This window comes from Methylomonas sp. 2F7 (genome assembly GCF_057126975.1).
In genome coordinates this window covers 1335788-1355099 of the sequence record NZ_CP195203.1, presented here as the reverse complement: position 1 = coordinate 1355099, position 19312 = coordinate 1335788, and the positions used below count along the sequence as shown (strand labels likewise).

14 protein-coding genes are annotated in these 19312 nt (G+C 52.7%); 9 read left to right on the top strand and 5 right to left on the bottom strand.

Annotation, left to right across the window (positions count from 1 at the left end):
- Positions 1–34: 34 nt before the first annotated feature.
- Complete coding sequence (locus ACR64Q_RS06175; protein ID WP_313733967.1) at positions 35–1357, bottom strand: TRZ/ATZ family hydrolase; 1323 nt, start codon at positions 1355–1357, stop codon at positions 35–37.
- 117 nt (positions 1358–1474) lie between these two features.
- On the opposite strand from ACR64Q_RS06175, the gene ACR64Q_RS06170 reads away from it, so the two are divergent.
- From ACR64Q_RS06170 to cysZ, 4 genes are all read left to right on the top strand, one after another.
- On the top strand, positions 1475–2596 hold the full coding sequence (locus ACR64Q_RS06170) for an HD-GYP domain-containing protein (RefSeq protein ID WP_313733965.1): 1122 nt from the start codon (positions 1475–1477) through the stop codon (positions 2594–2596).
- Between the two features lie 96 nt (positions 2597–2692).
- Positions 2693–8134, top strand: a complete 5442-nt coding sequence (locus ACR64Q_RS06165) for a PAS domain S-box protein (RefSeq protein WP_313733964.1) — start codon at positions 2693–2695, stop codon at positions 8132–8134.
- Positions 8135–8346: 212 nt separating this feature from the next.
- Positions 8347–9384 carry an S-methyl-5-thioribose-1-phosphate isomerase gene (gene mtnA, locus ACR64Q_RS06160; RefSeq protein ID WP_313733963.1) on the top strand — a complete coding sequence of 346 codons (1038 nt, stop codon included), beginning with the start codon at positions 8347–8349 and terminating at the stop codon, positions 9382–9384.
- On the top strand, positions 9378–10121 hold the full coding sequence (gene cysZ / locus ACR64Q_RS06155) for a sulfate transporter CysZ (RefSeq protein ID WP_026604175.1): 744 nt from the start codon (positions 9378–9380) through the stop codon (positions 10119–10121). The genes mtnA and cysZ overlap by 7 nt, the downstream gene beginning before the upstream one ends.
- Positions 10122–10176: 55 nt before the next feature.
- Here the strand turns inward: cysZ and ACR64Q_RS06150 are convergent, their stop codons facing one another.
- A complete protein-coding gene (locus tag ACR64Q_RS06150) occupies positions 10177–12573 on the bottom strand; it encodes a TonB-dependent receptor plug domain-containing protein (RefSeq protein ID WP_313733962.1) in 2397 nt (798 codons plus the stop codon).
- 418 nt (positions 12574–12991) lie between these two features.
- Between ACR64Q_RS06150 and ACR64Q_RS06145 the strand changes: the two genes are divergently transcribed.
- On the top strand, positions 12992–13198 hold the full coding sequence (locus ACR64Q_RS06145) for a DUF1289 domain-containing protein (protein WP_026604173.1): 207 nt from the start codon (positions 12992–12994) through the stop codon (positions 13196–13198).
- Positions 13199–13301: 103 nt separating this feature from the next.
- Here the strand turns inward: ACR64Q_RS06145 and ACR64Q_RS06140 are convergent, their stop codons facing one another.
- Positions 13302–13862, bottom strand: a complete 561-nt coding sequence (locus tag ACR64Q_RS06140; RefSeq protein ID WP_313733960.1) for a PEP-CTERM sorting domain-containing protein — start codon at positions 13860–13862, stop codon at positions 13302–13304.
- 12 nt (positions 13863–13874) lie between these two features.
- A complete protein-coding gene (locus tag ACR64Q_RS06135; protein WP_026604171.1) occupies positions 13875–14333 on the bottom strand; it encodes a hypothetical protein in 459 nt (152 codons plus the stop codon).
- Positions 14334–14652: 319 nt separating this feature from the next.
- Here ACR64Q_RS06135 and ACR64Q_RS06130 point away from each other — a divergent pair, with 319 nt between their 5' ends.
- The 4 genes from ACR64Q_RS06130 (at position 14653) to ACR64Q_RS06115 (ending at position 17936) form a co-directional block, all read left to right on the top strand.
- A complete protein-coding gene (locus ACR64Q_RS06130) occupies positions 14653–15615 on the top strand; it encodes a helix-turn-helix transcriptional regulator (protein WP_026604170.1) in 963 nt (320 codons plus the stop codon).
- A gap of 209 nt (positions 15616–15824) precedes the next feature.
- Positions 15825–17246, top strand: coding sequence for an Nramp family divalent metal transporter (locus ACR64Q_RS06125; protein ID WP_313733959.1), 1422 nt, complete (start codon positions 15825–15827; stop codon positions 17244–17246).
- A 246-nt stretch (positions 17247–17492) separates the two neighbouring features.
- A complete protein-coding gene (locus ACR64Q_RS06120; protein WP_026604168.1) occupies positions 17493–17765 on the top strand; it encodes a type II toxin-antitoxin system ParD family antitoxin in 273 nt (90 codons plus the stop codon).
- A 15-nt stretch (positions 17766–17780) separates the two neighbouring features.
- Entirely contained in the window at positions 17781–17936 is a 156-nt protein-coding gene (locus tag ACR64Q_RS06115) for a type II toxin-antitoxin system RelE/ParE family toxin (RefSeq protein ID WP_081733870.1), read from the top strand.
- A gap of 122 nt (positions 17937–18058) precedes the next feature.
- Here the strand turns inward: ACR64Q_RS06115 and ACR64Q_RS06110 are convergent, their stop codons facing one another.
- On the bottom strand, positions 18059–19288 hold the full coding sequence (locus ACR64Q_RS06110) for an IS256 family transposase (RefSeq protein WP_026600850.1): 1230 nt from the start codon (positions 19286–19288) through the stop codon (positions 18059–18061).
- Positions 19289–19312: the final 24 nt, after the last annotated feature.

The following is a 19312-nucleotide window of genomic DNA, read 5'->3' as shown; positions in this document are numbered from 1 at the left end:
TCGCACGGCTTCTGGGCGGCTAATAAAATAGCGGTTAATTCGATGGATGTTCGTGCAGGCGTTCTTGCCAAAGCGTGACTTTTTGTCGCAGAGCCCGGACATCAAACGAGGTCAATTCGCGCTTGCGCAGTAATTGTTTACCGTTAACCCAGACATCGGTGACTTGGTGCCGACCGGCGGCATAGACGATCTGCGCCAGCGGATTGAACAAGGGTTGAGTTTCCAGTTCGCTTAAATCTATGGCCACCACGTCGGCAGCTTTACCGATAACGAGTGATCCGATTTCAGCGTCCAAACCCAAGGCCTTGGCGCCGTTAATAGTCGCCATTTCCAACGCAGTCGTCGCCGATACCGCGCTGGCATCGCCTGCTACACCCTTCCCTAGCAAGGCGGCGGTACGCATTTCCGACAGCATATCCAGATCGTTATTGCTGGCGGCGCCGTCGGTGCCCAAGGCCACGTTGATCCCTGCCGCCAGACACTCTGCCACCGGACAAAAACCGCTGGCCAATTTCAAATTCGATTCCGGGCAATGCACAATATGACCGCCGGTCTCCGCGTAAAACCGAATGTCTTCGCTAGACAATTGCGTCATATGCACCGCGATAAAGGATGGCGTCAGCAAACCCAATTCATGCAAACGCTGTAGCGGCGTTTGGCTGTTTTTACTTTTTTGCTCGTCGACTTCATGCGCGGTTTCGTGCAGGTGCATATGCACAGTCAAATTCATTTCATCGGCATAGGTAATCACGTTACGTAAAGGCCCGTCCGACACGGTATACGGCGCGTGCGGTGCGAACGAGGTGCTGATCAAGGTTTCATGCCGGAGTTGCTCGTGCAGCGCCAAGCCCTTGGTCAAGTACGCGTCCGCGTTTTCCGCCCAGACGGTCGGAAAATCAAACACGATCAAACCGATATTGGCGCGTATGCCGTGTTGTAAGGCTTGCTGCGCGACGATTTCCGGAAAAAAATACATGTCATTGAAACAGGTCGTGCCGCAGCGCAGCATTTCGGCAATCGCCAGATCGGTGCCATCTCGAACAAACGCCTCACTGACCCATTTTTGCTCGGCCGGCCAGATATGATTTTGCAGCCAGTCCATCAGATGCAGGTCGTCGGCAATGCCGCGCAGCAAGGACATCGCCGCATGCGTATGACAGTTAATCAATCCCGGAATCAGCGCGTGCCGCTCCAGCACTTCGACATGCCGCGCTTGGTACTTTGCAATTGCCTGCTCGGTCGGTAACAAATCGACAATTCGGCCGTCATCTATCACAAGACTGGCGTACTCATAGATTGCGGACGCCGGCTCAACCGGTATAATCCAACGGGCTTGAATGAGAAGGTCGACCAGCATGGGTTCTCCCGATATGCAAAGCGGCAATTATACCTCGTTAGCGGGCTTGCTCGCCTGTGGAGAAACTTGTTGTGGCCCAGGCTATTTCACCTGCACCCTATGGACGGCCAGATCTTTATGAGCAACAACCAAACTGTCGCAACTACGACTATCCTGATTGTGGACGACACGCCGGAAAACATCGCGACCCTTGGCGATCTCCTTAAGCCCTACTACAACTTGCGTGTCGCTATCAACGGCCCGCGCGCGCTGGCCTCCGCCAACTCCGATCCGCGCCCCGATTTAATTTTGCTGGACGTCATGATGCCGGAAATGGACGGTTATACGGTGCTGAGTCGCCTACGCGAAAACCCGCATACCGCCGAAATACCTGTCATTTTTGTCACCGCATTGGACGCCACGGACGATGAAACTCTGGGCTTGGCACTCGGCGGCGCCGATTACATCACCAAACCCCTGCGACCTGCCATCGTTTTGGCACGCGTGCGCAGCCAACTGGAATTAAAGCAGGCTCGCGACCGGATGCGCGATCAAAACCTCTGGCTGGAAGCCGAAGTAGCCCGGCGGATGAGACAAAATCAACTGATTCAAGATGCCAGCATGCGCGCCCTGGCCAGCCTGGCGGAAACCCGCGACAACGAAACCGGCAATCACATTCTGCGGACGCAAGGCTACGTTGAGGTATTGTGCCAAGAATTAGCGCGCATGCATCACCCGGAAATTCGCGACGCACACAGCATCCAACTGATCACTAAAGCAGCGCCGTTGCACGATATAGGCAAAGTCGGCATCCCCGATCAGATTCTATTAAAGCCTGGTAAATTGACCGAAGACGAATGGACCATCATGCGCACCCACTCGGCTTTGGGTGCCGAAGCGATCAGCCGCGCCATTCAAGATGAGGCGGACCAATCGGTGTTCGATTTTCTGCACGTAGCGATGAAAATCGCCCACTATCATCACGAGAAATGGGATGGCAGCGGTTATCCGGACGGATTGGCCGGCGAGAACATCCCATTACCGGCACGACTGATGGCGCTAGCGGATGTGTTCGACGCCCTGATCAATCGCCGCTGCTACAAGAATGCCATACCGCTGGAGCTAGCGATTTCCGTCATTCAACAAGGCAAAGGCAAGCACTTCGATCCGATGATCGTGGATGCATTCAGCAACTGTTTGGAACAATTCATTTCAATTGCGCTGCGCTACGCCGATACGGAATTTGAGAGTGCATATTGATGAAAGACGCACACTGAAAACCGCCTAAACCGATGACATGTCAAACACCTGCAACGCATCGAGAGCAAACGTTCTTTGCAAATTCAAACGGGTTTTATGCCTAAACTGTCCGCGCTGATCTACCTAAAGCTCATCGCAGTTGCCAGTGTTTACGCGTTCACGGGCCAAATTTCTCTGCTTTACTTCACCCCGGACGGTAGTGCCAGCATTTTTTTCGTTGCCAGCGGCGTAGCGCTGGCCGCTACTTTACTGGGCGGTAAAAACTATCTCTGGGCCGTTTTGCTGGGCGCACTGACGCTCAACCTGTTGCAAGGTAAACCGCTGCCTACGGCAACGATCATGTCCTTGGGAAGCGTTGCCGGCGCCGGGTTTGGCGCTTGGTTAGTCCGGCGACATCAGCGGTTTGATGCCACGCTGCCAACTTTACGCGACTATTTAATACTGATTTGCCTCGGTGGTTTTATTGCCTGTGCGCTACCCGCGCTGGTTGCTTCTCTGGCCTTGGCCAAAGCCGACCTTATCCAGCAAAGCGCTTTCACCAGCAGCCTTATGAACTGGTGGATGGGCGATAGTTTGGGAATCATTTTAATTACGCCGCTAATCCTGGTCTGGTGCGACACACCACACCGACTAAATGCCAAATGCATCGGCGAAGCGCTACTGATGCTGGCCTTGAACGGTTTACTCGGGCAAATCGTGTTTCTCGACTGGTTACATGCCAGTATCGGCGGCTACGCCAAAAGCCATTTACTATTTTTATCGATCAGCTGGATAGCAGTAAAACTTGGCAAGCGCGCCACCACGCTAGCTCTAACCACCGCCGCCGTGCAAGCCATGCTCGGTAGCAGCCAACAGCGTTGGGGATTTTTCGAGCATGATCTGGGCAATCAACACGAATTGAATTACTGGATATTCATATCGGTATTGTCGATAGTCGGTATGGCGTTGGCGAGCTATTTTTCCGAGCGGCAGCAGACCCTGGAAACCCTCAGTGAAAAGGAAGAACTGTTTCGCACCCTGATAAAAGCCATGCCCGACATGGTCTGGCTTAAAGATCCCAACGGGGTTTATTTGCTCTGCAACCCCAGTTTCGAGCCCTTATGCGGCACAACCGAGGAGCAGGTAGTCGGCAAGACCGATTACGACTTCGTCAACCAAGAGTTAGCCGATTTTTTCCGCGAACGCGATTTGGTGGCGGTTGCCGCCGGCAAGCCTTGTGTGAATAAAGAGTGGCTCACCTTTGCCGATGGCAAACGTACGGGCCTTTACGAAACCATCAAAACCCCGGTGACCACTACAGACGGCAAACTGCTCGGCATATTGGGCGTCGCGCGCGAAATCACCGAAACACACCGCATCCAAAGGCAATTGCAGGAGCGAATCAAGGAACGCGAATGCCTTTTTACCATTTTTAAAAAAACCGAAGACAAGGACCAGGGTCCGGTTGCCATGCTCCAGTCGGTAGCCGACATTTTACCAAGCGGCTGGCAATACCCGGAAATCACCGCCGCCCTTATCGAATGGGAAGGTCTCTTAGTCAGCAGCGCCAATTTCCGCGAAACCCCTTACCAACTCAGCGCTCGGCTCAACACTCAAACCGGCGCGCCCGGCCGTATCAGTATTTTTTACCTGGAATCACGGCCAACGGAACAGGAAGGTCCGTTTCTGCGGGAGGAGCGTGCGTTACTCGACACAGTAGCCGAACGGCTGGCCACGGTTCTGGATCAACACTTGGTGCATTTGCAACTTAAGGAACGTGAAGAAATTCATCGCACCATCGTTGCTCAGGCCCTTGATTCCATCGCGCTGATTGCCGCCGGCAGTTTAACTTTTGTCGAATTCAACGACACGGCCTGCAATAGCCTGGGCTATAGCCGCGAAGAGTTTTCGCGGCTAACGGTGCGCGATATTCTGGCCGATGAAAACCGTATCAAAATTCGCCAACAACTACGAGCTTTGATCAAGCAAGGCAGCGCCTGCTTCGATACCTTGCACCGCCACAAAGACGGGAGCTTGCGGGACGTTAACGTCCGTATCAAACGGGTCACATTCCGGGAACGCAATTATTTTGCCGCTATCTGGACCGATACCACGGAGCAAAAACAGCTGCTAAAAGAGTTATCGGAGAAAGCCGAACTGCATCGCGTGCTGGTGAATAACAGCTCGGACGGCATCGTCATCATCGACCAAAACCACCGGGTGATAGAGGCCAACAAACGCTTCTGCGACATGCTGGGTTACAAACTCGAAGAAGTCTTGCAACTTTATACCTGGGACTTCGAAGCTGACTTAACTGAACAACAAATCCGCGAAAACTTTGCCGATCTGTCGCATACCGACAAAGTCATCGAAACCCGCCATCGCCGGAAGGACGGCAATTGCTTCGACGTAGAAGTCAGCATGAGCGGCGTCAATTGGGGCAGTAACAATCTGGTATTTTGCGTGTGCCGCGACATTACCGCCCGCAAACAAATCACCCATCAACTGGCTGACGAACGCCGCAGACTAGCCGATATCATCGAAGCCACCCACGCCGGCACCTGGGAGTGGAATATGCAAACCGGCCAAGCCGTTTTCAACGAACGCTGGGCTGAGATGTTCGGTTACCAACTCAGTGGACTTGAGCCTTTTACCTCGCATAGCTGGGAACAATTCGTTCATCCTGACGACCTGAAACTTGCTAACCGCTTACTGGAACAACACCTGGCCGGACTGAGCGATTACTACCAGTGCGATTTGCGCATGCGGCATAAAGACGGTCACTGGGTATGGATCGCTGATCGCGGCAGGATTACCCAGCGTACCGCAGACGGTAAGCCGCTGATCGTCAGCGGTACGCACATGGACATTACCGAACGCCGCGAGGCAGAGCAACGGATACGCGAGAGCGAAGAGCAATTCCGTAGGCTATTCGAGGACACCAAGGAAGCGGTCAGCATTCTTGAGGACGGCCGCTTCGTTAACGCCAACCGCGCCTGTCTGGACATGCTGGGCCTGGATAACTTCGACGCGCTGAAAAACCTCAGACCCGAACAGCTATCGCCCCAATATCAGCCTGATGGGCAGTTATCCTCGGGCAAAGCAAACGAGATGATGCATATTGCGCTGAAAAACGGCAGCCATCAATTCGAATGGCTGCATGCGCGCGCCAACGGCGAATGCTTCCCTACGGAAGTGTTGCTTACCGCCATCCGTCGCAAAGACAAGGCTTTGTTGCACGCTGTCTGGCGAGACATCACCGAAAAGAAAAAAGCGGAAACAGAATTAGCCAATTATCGCCAGCATCTGGAAGTACTGGTCGCCGAGCGTACCGGCGAGTTGAAAACTGCGAACGAGCAATTGAAAATCAGCGAAGAGCGCTTGGGCTTTGCACTCGCCGCCAGTAACGACGGTATCTGGGACTGGAATCTTCGGGACAACTCCACGTATTGCAATAATGCTTATTTTCAAATGCTCGGTTATGAACTAGGCGAACTCCCACAAGATGCAAACAGCCATTGGATACAACTGCTGCATCCGGAGCATAGGGCACACATTGTTAGACAAGCGCAGCAAGAGTTACAAAATAAAGGATTTTACGAGATGGAGTTTCAAATGCGCGCCAAGGACGGCAGCTACAAATGGATATTAAGCCGCGCCAAAGTAGTTGAGCGAGACGCGAACGGTCAGCCTGTTCGCGCGGTGGGCACCCATACCGACCTAACGACCCGCAAGGAATTGGAACTTGCTCTGCTCGCGGCCAAGGAACAAGCCGAAGCCGCCAACCTATCGAAAAGTACCTTTCTAGCCAATATGAGCCATGAAATACGCACGCCGATGAATGCGATTTTGGGTATGTCTCATCTGTTGCAGCGCGAGCTGAATCAACCCGACCAACTGGATAAACTCGATAAAATCACCTATGCCAGCAAGCATTTATTGAGTCTGATCAACGATATTCTGGATCTGTCGAAAATCGAAGCCGAGCGCTTGCGGATAGAAGAAACGCCTATTAACGTGGCGGCCTTATTGGACCATGCCTACAGCATGATGGCGGAGCGGGCGCGCGGCAAGGGTCTTAGATTTTCAAAAGAAATCGATGATGCGCTAGCTGCTATGCCCTTGCTGGGCGACCCTTTGCGTATCGGCCAGATTTTGATCAATTATCTGGGCAACGCCATCAAATTCACCGATGCCGGCGAAATCTCGCTCAAAGCCTGCTTGCTGACACAATCGGCTGAACACATTGAAGTCCGTTTCGAAGTGCGAGACACCGGCATAGGTCTGGACGACGAACAACAAGCCCGCGTGTTCGAAGCCTTCGAACAAGGCCAAAGTTCGACCACCCGCAAATACGGCGGCACCGGTCTGGGCCTGACGATTAGCCGCCACCTGGCCAACATGATGGGCGGCACGGTGGGAGTCACTAGCATCAAGGGCTCGGGCAGCACCTTTTGGTTTACCGTCAAACTAAAATTCGACCGCAATCCGCGCAGCGTCTTGCTGGCTACCGATACCGCTGACTTTCGCCGCGAAGCAACCATCTTGCTGGTCGAAGACAACGAAATCAATCAAGAGGTCGCAAAAGAACTATTGGAAACCACCGGCTTGACGGTCGAACTCGCCAATCACGGTGCCGAAGCGTTAAATATGGTAAAAAACCGACGCTACGATCTAATCTTGATGGACATGCATATGCCAATAATGGACGGATTGGAAGCCACCCGGCTAGTTCGGCAATTGCCCAATTGTCAGACTTTACCGATTATTGCGATGACCGCCAATGCCTTTCAAGAAGATCGCCAGGAATGCCTCAATGCCGGCATGAACGATTTTCTGGCTAAGCCGGTCGATCCCGACATGTTATTCGCCATGTTGAGCCGCTGGCTGCCGGACAATCGCGACATTCCCAATCCTCCACCCCTAGAAAAAGTAAATCCGGACAAGTCATTGGTTCTGGATACTGCCATCGGGCTGCGCAGCTTTGCCGGCAAGCACCACAGCTATGAAAAGATGTTGCGGCGTTTTGTTGATTCACATCTCGACGATGCGCGGAAAATAGTCGAAGCAGTTGAAGCTGACGACATGGAGACCGCCCAGCGTCTAGCCCACACATTGAAGGGTGTGGCGGCGACGCTGGGACTGGAGCAAGTACGAGCCATGGCGGCGATTTTGGAGCAAAGTATAAAATCGGCCGGGGAGCGTTCGGCTATTGCCGCCAGCTGCGACCCACTACGCTTGGCCTTGGCGGCGGCTGCGACGGAAATTCGCACGTTATTGGTTCATCCAGCTACCAGCGAGGAAATAGCAGCAACGCTCGACACCGACCAGCTCAAGGCCCTTATACCCAAGCTTCTGACCATGCTGGCGAGCGACAATATTGACGCTGTCGATAGTTGGCAGAAGATAGCACCCACATTGACCAGTCTGCTGGAGGACGCGCAACAGGTCGAGATAATTAGCAGACAAATTGAAAATTACGATCTACCGGGCGCACTGGCAAGCTTGCGGCAGTTGCTCGGACAACACACGGAATTCGCGGCATTTACCAAAGCTTAAACACTATTAAGCCGACCAATATCGACAAGCACAGCAGTAAGCATAAAAACACCTTAAAATAACGCTTACATACCTGACTATGGCCGCGTCTAGCTCGCCTTTTCAACGCCAACGGACCGCTCTTTCGCCCTCTGAGAGCATCGGGGAAGTGCCAGTTGCAGGGACTAAAAGCCACCTCAATCATTTATTCTTTGGATTTAAACGGAACTACCATGAGTACAACCCAAAAACTTTCCGTACAAGCCTTGCAATGGAGCGGACACAGCCTGAAAGTGCTGGACCAGCGCTTGCTGCCGGAAACCATCACCTACGACGAATACAACGATGCCGCCGGCGTCACCGAAGCCATCGCCTCGATGCGGGTACGCGGCGCACCGGCGATAGGCATCGCCGCCGCCTACGGGGTGGTGCTATCGGCGATACAACATTATCCGAACGGCGATTGGCAACGCGCTGTAGCACAAGACATTCAACAGTTGGCCGCCTCCCGGCCGACGGCCGTAAACCTGTTCTGGGCGCTGGATAAGATGCGCGGTTTGTTAGAGCAAAATCCGGCGGAACCAATAGCAGCGCTAACCGAGTTAGCCGAGCAAATTCACGCGGAAGACATCGCCGCCAACCACACCATGGGCGAGCGCGGCGCCGATGTGATAGGCAACGCCAAAGCGGTGCTAACGCATTGCAATGCCGGCGCCTTAGCCACCGGCGGATACGGTACCGCGCTGGGCGTAATTCGTAGCTTGCACAAACGAGGTCAATTGCAAAACGTCTACGCCGACGAAACCCGGCCCTGGCTACAAGGCGCGCGCTTGACCGTCTGGGAACTGGCCCAGGACGGCATCCCCGCCACCTTGATCGCCGATTCGGCCGCCGCTTGGCTGATGAAATCCGGCAAGGTAGACTGGATCATCGTCGGCGCCGACCGCATCGCCGCCAACGGCGACGTGGCCAATAAAATCGGCACTTATTCGCTGGCGGTGTTGGCGAAACAACATGGCGTAAAAGTCATGGTCGCCGCGCCCTCTTCCACCTTTGACTTCAGTATGGAAAACGGCGACAGCATTGAAATTGAGGAGCGCAATCCCAAAGAACTGTTGGCGGATTGTTACTTAAACGCAGGCTCACTGGTAAACGCCTGGAACCCGGTGTTCGATGTCACCCCGGCCGCCTTAATTAGCGCCATTGTCACCGAACGCGGCGTGGTTATCGATCCCGGTCTACACGGGGTAAGGAGCTTGGCATCATGTTAAATTTACCGCGCGGCAACAACCCATTGTTCGCACTTGGCTGTTTGTGGCAGGGCGTGAAAATGCTCACCCATCCCGAGTTGCGCAAATATCTGTTAATCCCCTTATTCATCAATATGGTGTTGTATACCGGCGCGTTCGTGCTGGGCTACCATTCGGTGTCGGCTTTGATTCATTCCTTTATCCCGGACTGGCTGTCCTGGTTGAACTGGATTTTATGGCCGCTGTTTTTTATCAGCTTTTTGATAATCGGCTTCTTCACCTTTACCCTGTTCGCCAATTTGATCGCCGCGCCCTATTACAGCCAGTTAGCCGCCAAAACTCTGCAACTAATCAGCGGCGGCAGCGTGGTCAAAGCCGATCTGCCCTGGGATAAGGTATTTTTTGGCGAACTGCGGCGAGTCGGTTATCTGTTGATACGAGTCTTGCCCTTGCTTCTACTGTTTCTAATTCCGGTGGTCAATCTGATCGCACCCTTGCTGTGGGCGGTATTTGCTGCGTGGGGTATCGCGATGGAGTTTTTGGCGTACCCGCTGGAAGAACGCGGAATGCCGTTTCCCGAGCAGAAACAATTCATGAAGCAGACACGTTGGGGGGTGATAAGCTTCGGCGGCCTGACCGGCCTGGGCCTGACCTTGCCGATCGTCAATTTATTGATGGGCCAAGCAGCAGTGATAGGCGCGACGATTTATGTGTACCGTTTAGCCGAAGCTCAATCTGCCGACCAACAGCAGCCCTAATCACCAGCAACAAAAACCCCGGCCTAAACCGGGGTAGTTGATAGGTTTGGTGGAATTAGAATTTGATCGTCAAACCCACAAACGCCGAACGTCCCATGCCGGCGATGTTTCTGCCCCATGGCACCGTGACGTTGGCCGGCGCGGTCGGATTCATCCCATAGCGATCGCCCAAATAAGCACCGGCCAAAGGATGGTAATACTGCTTGTCCAGCACGTTATCCAATCCCACATCAAAACGTACCTTGCCCCACTCGTAGCCCGTTCTGGCGTTTAACAGGATATAAGCCGCAGTCTCGGTTTCGTTGCGGATGGCTTGCACATCATCCTTGCCGTCGACAAACTGCATTTCGATGGCGCTTTGCCAGTCGTGCAAACGGTGGTCCAGGCTCAGTTTCATGTTGAACGGCATGATGTGATACAGATTGCCACCATCCATGCGCTCGCCGCGCACATAACTCATGGTGGTATGCGTCGCAAATTCACCAACGGTTGGGTCTTTATACAACCGTGCCCGACCTGACACATCCATACCCCACAGCCTGGCATCGTGATTGGCGTATTGCAAATAGACGAAGCTGTTAGTGGCGGTTTGCGGCGTCGCTTTGCAACCGCTGGCTGCCGCATTTGAGGCGCTGACGCAGCGGTCGGCATCGATAAAGTTATTCACGTAGGTGAAATACGGCGTGACGTTGAACTCCCACAGATTATTTTTCGGCTCGTGGAATGCGGCGGTTAAACTCACAGTGTGTGCAGTTTCCTCGGTCAAATCCACATTGCCGACGTAGCCGTTGCCGTCACCATGCCAGCCTATCATCGCCATATCCATATTGCGCGCGCCCCAGACATAGCGCTCATATAAATTGGGCGCTCGATTTTTCCGCGCGTAACCCAATTCGTATTGGCTCATGTCGTTGGGAGTAAATTGCACCAACGCCGTCACATCAAAGGTATCGGTGCTGCGCTCGCGGTCGCGGGCGTTGAAGGCATTCGCGGCATTTAACGCGGTAATCGCCCCGGCTCTATCCACCGTACGCGCCGCGCCGGTGTTGATTAAATCGGGATTGTAGGGTTGAACATCACCAGTGTTGGTGGTGGTGTGGTCGTAGCGTAGACCTAACAAACTACGCCATTTCGCATCCCAATTCGCTTCCCATTCGCCAAAAAATCCCACCCGGTCGCGTTCGCCATTGTTGATGTTCAGATACGCTTCCGGCGCCATCATCCAGTAAGCGCTACGGGCGTCGGTATTGTTGGCGGCGATGCTGGTATTGCTGTGTACCGCTGGCCAATAATCGTTGATTTTATTGCTGTGATATTCGTTGCCGACGCGGAAGGTGTCGCGCTTGTTGAACGGAATTTCTGCTTGGATTTTATAACCCAGGTTGCGGCCGCGGGTTTCCATCGGCATGCGATCGTTGGGCGGCGCGAATGTGCCGCCGCTAGCCGTGCCGTCGAGAAACTGACTGTGTTTGTCTTCACCAATATCCATACTGTGCTGCGTACTTTCGAAATAGAATTTGCTCTCCAGCGAACCCCACTCGAAACTACCCTTGTGCATGATATTGCCGAAGATGCTGTCGTTGTTGGTCAAGTCCATCCGTTGATTCGGAAAGCCCTGGAACGGAATATGCTGCTGACCGCCGCGGATCACCACCAAATGCTTATCCGTTTTGAACGACAAAGCCGCCGAGTGGTTTTGATTCTCGTAAGCGGTAGATTTGACGATCTGGCCGTTACCGTCGTTGTAGTTCATACTTTCGGTGTGCGAACCGGTATAGTCCAGCCGCACGTTTTGTGTCGCCACGCCGGCGGCGATACTGCCGCCGAAGGCGTCGCCGTTACTGCGGTAAAACGACGAGACGCTGCCGTCTAGCAAAATATCCTTGCCCGGCTCCGCAAAAACCGGTTCCGGCGTTTGTACCAAAATCGTGCCGCCGATACTGTCGCCGCCCAAGCTCACCGGCGTCACCCCGGTCAAAATGGTGATCTTACCGATATTGCTGCGGTCGATATAGGAAAGCGGCGGATTCATGTGGTTGGCGCAAGCCGAAGTCAACGTCATGCCATTGATGTCGATTTTCACCCGGTCATCGTTCAAGCCGTGGATCACCGGCAAACTGGACACGCCGCCGGCACCGTATAAACTTACCCCCGGCGTATCTTCCAGTAGTTTGGCGGTATCACTAATTGCCGCGCGTTTGCTAGTCAGAATATCCGCTTCCATGTCCGAAGCATTTAGGGCCTTTACCCCCGGAAACTTGTCGGTGACGATGACTTTTTCCAAAACCACGTCGTCACCCAAAGTATCAGGGATCTCTTCATCGGCGTTAACCACCGTCGTAAAGCCGAAAAGCACGCCAGTGCACAACAAGCAAAGCAGTGCAAGTTCTGTTTTTGCTGAAGTGAGAGCATGCCGGTCCGTTTGCTTATGGTCTGCGCAGATTGTTTTCATAATTCGCCTTTCGAAAGTCAAAAATATCTTTAATTTGCTATAGCTCCGAGCAACGATCATTAAGACTTTTCCGCCCTTGAAACGGTCAAAAAAGCTGGAATTCTCGGAAGTCATGAAATAGTTTTAAGATCGACCAGGCCGTAGGCCTCAGCTGGTCAATTGGCTATAACAAATTAAAGCGAACTATATTGTAATATTAGAATTATTTAATTCAAGTTATTGAACTATGTTATTTAACTGAATAGTTGATGAATTTCAATCTGTTACCTTGTAATGACGAAAATTATCAAAGCAGCGTCAGCAGCAATTTGCCAAACGTCAGAATCGAAAGACCCGAAGTAGGTGTTAAGTTTTGCGGTAACTCGCTGCCGCAACTTACAATAATCATCATTTAGCAATTAACCTTCGAGAACACTCTATGAAATATCAACCTTGTATCGACCAATGCACATCCGAAGGCACCCACTGCGAAGGTTGCGGCAGATCGCACCAGGAAATCACGGACACCAAAAAATTGGTGACATCGGTCGTGGAGTTTATCCGGGAGCATGACTACGAAAATCCCGAAGACTTTGTGGAGCGAATCAGCAAAAGCATTTTGAAAAAGCTGCAAAAACCCGCCTGACAGTTGCGAATTAATCGCGACCCACTTCGGCAAGAGCCGGTCAATAACTAAAAAAACGCCCTTAGCGGGCGTTTTTGCTATCCAGGCTTATCGCAACTTACAATCAAGCTTTACGCTTCTTCATACCGACAAACCCCGCCAGCACCGATCCAAACAACCAGACCGCACCAGGTACCGGCACGGCGGCCGGCGTGACCGACACCAATTCGTAGCTGTAAGAGGTCGCATTGGCAGCTTTATCGAATACCGCGCCGCCGAAACCACCAAAGCCCATACCACTGTAATAATCAAAACCGGTGGTACCGAAGTAATTCGTAGCGATCAGTTCCTGTTGAGCACCATAAATCTCGTCGCCGAGATACGGGCTGCCTAGGTTGTAGACCATCGCCGACAAATCGGCCAAGTTGTGAGTAAACGCTGCGACGATAGAGTTACCCGAGAACGACAAAGAAAACGCCGAGATTTCATTGAAATTCATACCGAAATTGGCGCTTCCTACGTTAATCTGCCCGGAGTTATTGACGTCATTAACAGTAAAACTACCGGAAATAGTCGCCCCATCGTCGAAACCGGTTTGCACAAAATTGTAAACCGCCGCGTTAGCGCCGGGCGCCAATAGAGCGGTAGTAGCCGCCAAGGCCAGCTTTAAAGATTTAGTTATCATAATAAGCAGGCCTTATTGCGCTGGTGTGGAGGGAAGGAACGGCGAGAAACGGGTACCGGCGGAAGTGCCCAGTAAGCCGAAATTATTGGTCCATTGCCCGATAAACGATTGTTTGTCCGGGGTAAATTGCAAATCAAAGAATGATTGCACGGTGACATTCGGCGCAGGCGAAAAATCTAATTGCGCCACGGCCGAGCAATCGGTGTTCATGGTGGCGGTGCCGCTGACCGGGCCGGCGAAACCTGGCGTGATCACCCCGCTTTGCGTGGTAGTGAACGCGCAGGAACCGCCAACTACGCCGTTCAGAACAGTAATTTCACAACGTCCGGTATGCAGATTAGCCAGAGCCACGCTGTTTTGATATAGAACATAGCTGCCGTTCAAATTAGCGGCGCTACAACCTGGCGCGGCTTGAACTTGGCTAGACAGCCCCAGCGTGGCGGCGAGCAATAGATATTTAACGTTTTTCATCGTGTCCTCTCGAAGATCTTGATAGTTATTTTGTGATTGGCGAATTACCCCTAACTATTCCTGCTGATTGCGATTCCGCGCAATCTGAGGCTTAAGTAGTTAAGCAACCCAAAAACCAACTATCAATCCTTATGCCACCGATTTAATAAAACCTATAAAACAACAAGATAGGAAAAACACGCATCCAATTCGCCCGGTAAAGCAGACCGTTTCAAACTGATTTATGATAAAAGTTAGTGTTATGTCACAAATTATTGTAAAAGTAAGTCGTATGCCCAACCGAGGCGGGCAAATCCTCTAGGCAAGGAAACTTCAGGACATGACAGACGCAAAAAAGGCGGGATACAAAAGGCTGAACACCGACGAGTTGCCCATGCAGCGTGTTCCGCAACAGCATTGCTGGCATCAGTCCTTGCCCTCTCAGCTTGGCGAAGGTAAATCGCTGATTTTCCAGCTCGATCCCTCACTTAGCTACATAGAAACTACTTATAAACCACTGCACGATCTGGCTATCGCCAGCAAAATCGATTTCGGCGAACCACGCCTGGTAGTAACTCTTGGAATAACCGGCCACACCCGCTTCATCGACAGCAAGAAGCATGAGCTGACATTTAGCGAAGGCAATACCACGATCACCAGTTTCGACAGCAGTAGCGGCGAACGCCAGTACCAAGCGCATAAACCCATAAAGCAACTACGTTTTTCAATCGGCAAGCGCTGGATGGACCGCTATTTGGGCGAAGATGAATCGGCGTTTTTTTTCCAGAAAAATGCGCTGCAGTTGTTGAGCAGCCGGCCAACCTCGCATCAAAGCGTAATTGCTGCCCGGCAATTGCTCGGCTGCGACCTCAGCGCCCCTTTAGCACCGCTAACGTTAAACGGCCAGGTCATGACGATACTGGCTAACGAACTTAGCGGACTCTGCCAACCTGAAAAATACGGCTATTCCAGATTCGATCAAGCCAGCCGGCACATGGCCGAGCAAGCCCGCGAGATCCTCGAACTGCATTACCAAGATCCGCCCTCACTGGAAAACCTGGCAAAAACCCTGGGCATCACCCCATTCAAGTTAAAAAATCTGTTCCAGCATTACTTTAATAACACCCCGCATGGCATCGTGACCGAGATCAGAATGCAGCATGCTTATCGCGCACTGGCGTCAACTCTGCAACCTATCAGCCTAGTAGCGGAGCTGGTGGGTTACCGACATGCCAGCAACTTCAGCCTGGCTTTTAGTAAATATTTCGGCGTCTCACCCAAACAAATTTCCAAGAAACGTTGAAAAAGCACTGCCGTCCCAATTCGATAACCCACCAGTAATAATCGCTAGGTTATCAACTCTGCGTGCTCAAATCTTACTAAGCCGCGTCGTAACCGCCGGAATGACGGCTTTAACGGTAATCTGACAAACTGGAATCAAGCGGATTTGCCAAAACCGAGCAAATTTGCGCAAATGGCGGCTTTTCTATTGCGGCTTACGTTTTTAAAACCATGAACAATACCGACTTGCAATCTCTACCTCGCCACAGTGTCCCCACATTTCCCGGCTGGTGGGCTGCGCTTGGCCCTGGTGTGGTGTGGATGGCATTGGCGCAAGGTAGCGGCGAGTTAATCTGGTGGCCGTACATGATCGCCAAATACGGTCTGACTTTTTTGTGGTTGCTGGTGCCGGCCTGTTTACTGCAATATCCCCTGAACCTGGAAATCGGTCGCTACACGATGTTGACTGGCGAAAGCATCTTCCACGGTTTTATTCGCTTGCATCGCGGCTTCGGCATTTTTCTGTGGTTGCTGATGACGGTGTCGTTTTTATGGTTTGGCGCCTTTGCCTCCGCCGGCGGCACAGCGATGGCGGAACTGACGCATTGGCCGACCGGTTGGACGCAGCGCGGGCAAAGCCTGTTTTGGGGCTACGCCTCGATTGCGGTGTTCGTCACCGCGATCCTGGCCAGCGGCGTGGTTTACACGCTGATAGAACGCTTCATGAAGCTGGTCGCGGTCGTGACAGTGATCGGTTTGTTGTCGGCCTGCCTGCAAAGCGATGTGCTTAAGGCGCTGCCGGCGTTTAGCCTCGGCCTGCTCGGCCCGGTCGGCGAGATGCCGCGTCCCTGGGACAGCGGCGACGCCAGCAAGTTATTGACTGCGATCACTTTCGCCGGTCTGGGCGGTTTCTGGATTTTGTTTTATTCCTACTGGCTACGCGACAAGGGCGCGGGGATGGCCGGCCTAGTCGGCCGCATCACCGGTTTGGGCGGCGCCGAAGAAGCGGTGCTCAGCGACGGTTTTCTACCGCAAGACGAAGCTGAAAGCGCGAAAAACTGGTCAACTTGGCGGCGATTTTTGAGCGCTGACATTCTCGTCGGCATTATCGGCAATCTACTCACCACATTGATGACCTGCTTGCTGGCTTATGCTTTGCTGTTTCCGAAAGGCTTGCTGCCGCAGGAGTACGAACTTGCGGTAGTGCAGAGCCAATTTTTCGCGGTGAGTTGGGGCGAGATCGGCCGTCTGCTGTTTTTAGTGGTGGCGGCGGCGTTTTTGACCGACACCTGGCTGGCCACGGCCGACGCGGTCAGCCGCATCCAGGCCGACATCGTGCTGACGCTGTTTCCGAAAAGCCGCCGCCTGCCGGCCCGCCGCTGGTATTACATCTTCCTGGGTTTGTTGACCGTCATCACTTCGCTGACCATGCAACTCGACGCCCCCGGCCCGCTGATCCTGACCAGCGCCATCATCGGCTTTGGCGGCACTATCATGTTTCCGGTGGCGTTGTATTTGATCAACCACAAAATGCTGCCGCCGCATCTGCCGGCGTGGGCTAGGCCTAAAGGCAAGCCCTGGCTGTTGGGTTTGAGCTTTGTGGTGTATTTGCTGTTGGCTGTGTTGTATTTAAAAGCCAGTCTTAAACTTTGATGGCAATTCGGTTAGGGTCTAACATCCGTAGCAGAGTAAATTCGTAAGAAGCCCAAAGGGAATTTGCTAAAACGCGATCTATTAAGGGCTTGGACTATTCGCACCATCCAAACTTGCGAGGAATCAGCGTATGGATCTAGCCAACAGAGCGTAGGTTGCCGACCGGAACCCAAAATCGGTAGGTGCTCAAGAATGATTTGCGGATAGTGTGAAACATTACTACCAACATCCCTAGAGGTAATAAACATGACCAACCTCGAAAAAACATCTATCGCTCTAACACCCGAAATGGCTGCTATTGTGCGGCAATGTGTTGAAAGTGGTGTATACGCCAGTTCCAGCGAACTCATCCGTGAAGCATTGCGTGACTGGAAAACTAATCGGTCATTGCAGCAAAGTGAACTTCAAGTTCTGAAAAGTCTTTGGCAGGCAGGTATTGATAGTGGCTCTGGAAAATTTACCGATATGGATGCCATTAAAATGGAAGCCAGAAAACGCCTTGCATCATCCGCTAAATAGTACGGCAAACTATCCATGGGTATCGTTCAGCGTACGGCTCAATCAGAAGAGGATTTAATTGAAATATGGCTCTACATTGCCCAAGACAATCCCCCTGCGGCTGATAGAGTATTGGATGACATGGAACATCGTTTCATCATGCTGGCGGACAATCCGCAGAAGGGTCGCTAACGCCCGGATATTGCACCAGAGCTACGGTATTTTATATCGGGCAAATACCTTATCCTTTACAGAACCCTAACCGATGGCGTGCAGAGGGAGTGTCCCAAATTTTGTGTAAACGGTAGTTTGGTTTAATGGCTAGGGAAGCGATCTTCGAACTGAATACTAAACCGATTCAAAGCGGCTTTCCAATCGTAGACGGGCATGGTCCAATTTTGGCTGATATTGCGCAACGCCAAATAGAGCAGTTTGGACAAGGCGTCATCACTGGGGAAGACCGCGCGGTTTTTCATGATTTTTCTCAGACTTCGATTCACCGATTCGATGGTATTGGTGGTGTAGATCACCTTGCGAATCTCGGGCGGATAGTCGAAAAACGGGATGATGTGCCCCCAGTTTCGTCGCCAGATGGGGGCGATCGTGGGATAGGTCTCCAGCCAGTTGGCCTCGAATTCGGTCAGCTTTTGCTCGGCTTCCCTCGCCGTTGCGGCTCGATAAATCTGCTTGAGGTCGTCGGCAACCGACTGGCGCCTTTTGTAGCTGACATAGTTGAGGCTATGACGGACCAAGTGGACAATACACAGTTGAACGGCCGCTTTGGGAAACACGGTTTCGATAGCCTCCGGAAATCCCTTCAGACCATCGACACAGGCGATAAAGATGTCGTTGACGCCACGGTTCTTGAGCTCGGTGACCACTTGCAACCAAAATTTGGCGCCTTCGCTTTGGGCAATCCACAGCCCCAGCACTTCTTTGTGGCCGTCCAGATTGACACCGATGGCCAGATAGACGGCCTTGACCCGCACGCTACCACTATCGCGCACTTTGGTATGCAGACAGTCGAGGTACACAATCGGGTAAATCGGATCCAGCGGGCGGCTTTGCCAGACGCCCACCTCTTCGAGTACCGCGTCAGTCACCGAGGAAATCAAGGTGGGGGATACCTCGGTGCCGTAAAGCTCGAATAAATGGGCTTGGATTTCCCGTACCGTCAGTCCTCGGGCATATAACGAAATGATCTTATCGTCGAAACCGGTCCAGCGCCGTTGATGCTTAGGAATGATCTGCGGTTCGAATTCGCCATGACGGTCGCGGGGAATCTCGATAGGCAAGTCGCCGAAGTCACCTTTCAGCGTTTTCCGGCTTTTGCCGTTTCGGGCATTGCTGCTGGCGTTGGTCACCGCCTCATGCTTACCGTGGCCCAAGTGCGCGGTCATTTCCGCTTCCAGGGCCCGTTCGACTATCGCTTTGGTCAACTGCTTCAGCAGGCCATTGGCACCGATCAGGTCCTCGGGTTTTTGATAGTGCGACATCAAGGCGTCGAGCAGGTCATCCGGTATGGCTTTTGATGATACGGTCATGGTTTCCTCCTTATCAGGATCGGT

Excerpts from the sequence above, each read along its gene's own strand:
- ACR64Q_RS06125 (WP_313733959.1), top strand. The coding sequence starts at position 15,825 with ATGAACAATACCGACTTGCAATCTCTACCTCGCCACAGTGTCCCCACA.
- ACR64Q_RS06140 (WP_313733960.1), bottom strand. The coding sequence starts at position 13,862 with ATGATAACTAAATCTTTAAAGCTGGCCTTGGCGGCTACTACCGCTCTA.
- ACR64Q_RS06170 (WP_313733965.1), top strand. The coding sequence starts at position 1,475 with ATGAGCAACAACCAAACTGTCGCAACTACGACTATCCTGATTGTGGAC.
- ACR64Q_RS06110 (WP_026600850.1), bottom strand. The coding sequence starts at position 19,288 with ATGACCGTATCATCAAAAGCCATACCGGATGACCTGCTCGACGCCTTG.
- ACR64Q_RS06130 (WP_026604170.1), top strand. The coding sequence starts at position 14,653 with ATGACAGACGCAAAAAAGGCGGGATACAAAAGGCTGAACACCGACGAG.
- ACR64Q_RS06175 (WP_313733967.1), bottom strand. The coding sequence starts at position 1,357 with ATGCTGGTCGACCTTCTCATTCAAGCCCGTTGGATTATACCGGTTGAG.
- mtnA (WP_313733963.1), top strand. The coding sequence starts at position 8,347 with ATGAGTACAACCCAAAAACTTTCCGTACAAGCCTTGCAATGGAGCGGA.
- ACR64Q_RS06145 (WP_026604173.1), top strand. The coding sequence starts at position 12,992 with ATGAAATATCAACCTTGTATCGACCAATGCACATCCGAAGGCACCCAC.
- cysZ (WP_026604175.1), top strand. The coding sequence starts at position 9,378 with ATGTTAAATTTACCGCGCGGCAACAACCCATTGTTCGCACTTGGCTGT.
- ACR64Q_RS06135 (WP_026604171.1), bottom strand. The coding sequence starts at position 14,333 with ATGAAAAACGTTAAATATCTATTGCTCGCCGCCACGCTGGGGCTGTCT.
- ACR64Q_RS06120 (WP_026604168.1), top strand. The coding sequence starts at position 17,493 with ATGACCAACCTCGAAAAAACATCTATCGCTCTAACACCCGAAATGGCT.
- ACR64Q_RS06165 (WP_313733964.1), top strand. The coding sequence starts at position 2,693 with ATGCCTAAACTGTCCGCGCTGATCTACCTAAAGCTCATCGCAGTTGCC.
- ACR64Q_RS06150 (WP_313733962.1), bottom strand. The coding sequence starts at position 12,573 with ATGAAAACAATCTGCGCAGACCATAAGCAAACGGACCGGCATGCTCTC.
- ACR64Q_RS06115 (WP_081733870.1), top strand. The coding sequence starts at position 17,781 with ATGGGTATCGTTCAGCGTACGGCTCAATCAGAAGAGGATTTAATTGAA.